Genomic DNA, 554 nt, shown 5'->3' with positions numbered 1-554 from the left:
ACCGTGATCCGCCGCGCCGACTACACGCCGCCGGCCTTCCTCATCGATGCCGTCGCGCTCGAATTCGATCTCGCGCCGGCCCGTACGATCGTCAGGAATACGATGCGCGTGCGCCGCAATCCGGACGCCGCGCCCGCACCGCACCTGGAGCTGATGGGCGAAGCGCTCGAATTCGTCGGCGCCTGGCTGGACGGCGCGCCGCATGGCGCCGTGCGTGCGCACGAACACGGGCTGACGGTCGAGAACGTCCCCGATACGTTCGAGCTGACGCTCGAAAGTGCCTGCGCACCCGACCAGAATACGACGCTGTCGGGCCTCTATGTGTCGAGCGGCAACTTCTTCACGCAGTGCGAAGCTGAAGGCTTTCGCCGCATCACCTATTTCCTCGATCGCCCGGACGTGATGGCGTCGTACACGGTGACGCTGCGCGCCGACAAGGCCGCGTACCCGGTGCTGCTGTCGAACGGCAACCTCGTCGATTCGGGCGACCTGCCCGACGGGCGCCACTTCGCGAAATGGGAAGACCCGTTCCGCAAGCCGAGCTACCTGTTCGC

General features: G+C 66.6%; 1 pseudogene. It reads left to right on the top strand.

From position 1 onward, the window contains the following. Nucleotides 1–3 precede the first annotated feature (3 nt). Nucleotides 4–554, top strand: a pseudogene (gene pepN, locus CFB47_RS40065) (aminopeptidase N); the annotation flags it as partial.

The sequence above is a fragment of the Burkholderia sp. AU27893 genome, assembly GCF_002223205.1.
GTDB lineage: Bacteria > Pseudomonadota > Gammaproteobacteria > Burkholderiales > Burkholderiaceae > Burkholderia.
Note: the sequence above shows the minus strand (reverse complement) of the source record. Positions and strands in the feature narration are given on the sequence as shown.